General features: G+C 55.5%; 1 pseudogene. It reads left to right on the forward strand.

Going from position 1 to position 1,840, the window contains the following annotated elements:
• Window positions 1–1,720: pseudogene (gene rpoB, locus ACIOWA_RS27905) on the forward strand (DNA-directed RNA polymerase subunit beta); the annotation flags it as partial.
• Between the last annotated feature and the right edge of the window lie 120 nt (window positions 1,721–1,840).

Raw genomic sequence — 1,840 nt, forward strand, 5'->3', positions numbered from 1 at the left:
CGAAGGCCTGATGCCGCAAGACCTGATCAACGCCAAGCCAGTGGCTGCGGCGGTGAAAGAGTTCTTCGGTTCCAGCCAGTTGTCTCAGTTCATGGACCAGAACAACCCGCTGTCCGAGATCACCCACAAGCGTCGTGTTTCTGCACTCGGCCCTGGCGGTTTGACTCGTGAGCGCGCTGGCTTTGAGGTTCGTGACGTACACCCGACTCACTACGGTCGCGTATGCCCGATTGAAACGCCGGAAGGTCCGAACATTGGTCTGATCAACTCCCTGGCTGCTTATGCGCGCACCAACCAGTACGGCTTCCTGGAAAGCCCGTACCGTGTGGTGAAAGACGCATTGGTCACCGACGAGATCGTGTTCCTGTCTGCCATCGAAGAAGCTGATCACGTGATCGCTCAGGCTTCGGCCACGATGAACGACAAGAAAACGCTGATCGATGAGTTGGTAGCTGTTCGTCACTTGAACGAATTCACCGTTAAGGCGCCTGAAGAAGTCACCTTGATGGACGTTTCGCCGAAGCAGGTAGTTTCGGTTGCAGCGTCGTTGATTCCGTTCCTCGAGCACGATGACGCCAACCGTGCGTTGATGGGTTCGAACATGCAGCGTCAAGCTGTACCCACCCTGCGCGCTGACAAGCCGCTGGTAGGTACCGGCATGGAGCGTAACGTAGCTCGTGACTCCGGCGTTTGCGTCGTTGCTCGTCGTGGTGGCGTGATCGACTCTGTTGATGCCAGCCGTATCGTGGTTCGTGTTGCTGATGACGAAGTTGAAACCGGCGAAGCGGGTGTCGACATCTACAACCTGACCAAATACACCCGCTCCAACCAGAACACCTGCATCAACCAGCGTCCGCTGGTGCGTAAAGGTGATCGGGTTCAGCGTAGCGACATCATGGCTGACGGCCCGTCCACCGACATGGGTGAGCTGGCACTGGGTCAGAACATGCGCATCGCGTTCATGGCCTGGAACGGTTACAACTTCGAAGACTCCATCTGCCTGTCGGAACGAGTTGTTCAAGAAGATCGATTCACCACGATCCACATTCAGGAACTGACCTGTGTGGCCCGTGACACCAAGCTTGGGCCAGAGGAAATCACTGCGGACATCCCTAACGTGGGTGAAGCTGCACTGAACAAGCTGGACGAAGCCGGTATCGTTTACGTAGGTGCTGAAGTCGGCGCAGGCGACATCCTGGTGGGTAAGGTCACTCCGAAAGGCGAGACCCAACTGACTCCGGAAGAAAAACTGCTGCGTGCAATTTTCGGTGAAAAAGCCAGCGACGTTAAAGACACCTCCCTGCGTGTACCTACCGGTACCAAAGGTACTGTCATTGACGTACAGGTCTTCACCCGCGACGGCGTTGAGCGTGATGCTCGTGCCCTGTCGATCGAGAAGTCCCAGCTGGACGAGATCCGCAAGGACCTGAACGAAGAGTTCCGTATCGTTGAAGGCGCAACTTTCGAACGTCTGCGCTCCGCTCTGGTAGGCCACAAGGCTGAAGGCGGTGCTGGTCTGAAGAAAGGTCAGGACATTACCGACGAAGTGCTCGACGGTCTTGAGCATGGTCAGTGGTTCAAACTGCGCATGGCTGAAGACGCTCTGAACGAGCAGCTCGAGAAGGCTCAGGCCTACATCGTTGACCGCCGCCGTCTGCTGGACGACAAGTTCGAAGACAAGAAGCGCAAACTGCAGCAGGGCGATGACCTGGCTCCAGGCGGGGGGGGGGGGTGGGGGGGTTTTAAATGTTTATTAAAAAACCCATTAGGGAGCAATCCCCCTCCCCGAATTGTTTTTTTTTGTTTTTTAATTATTTTTTTTAAACAAACAACATGAGTT

The sequence above is a fragment of the Pseudomonas sp. NPDC087614 genome (assembly GCF_044743485.1).
Classification (GTDB): domain Bacteria; phylum Pseudomonadota; class Gammaproteobacteria; order Pseudomonadales; family Pseudomonadaceae; genus Aquipseudomonas; species Aquipseudomonas baetica_A.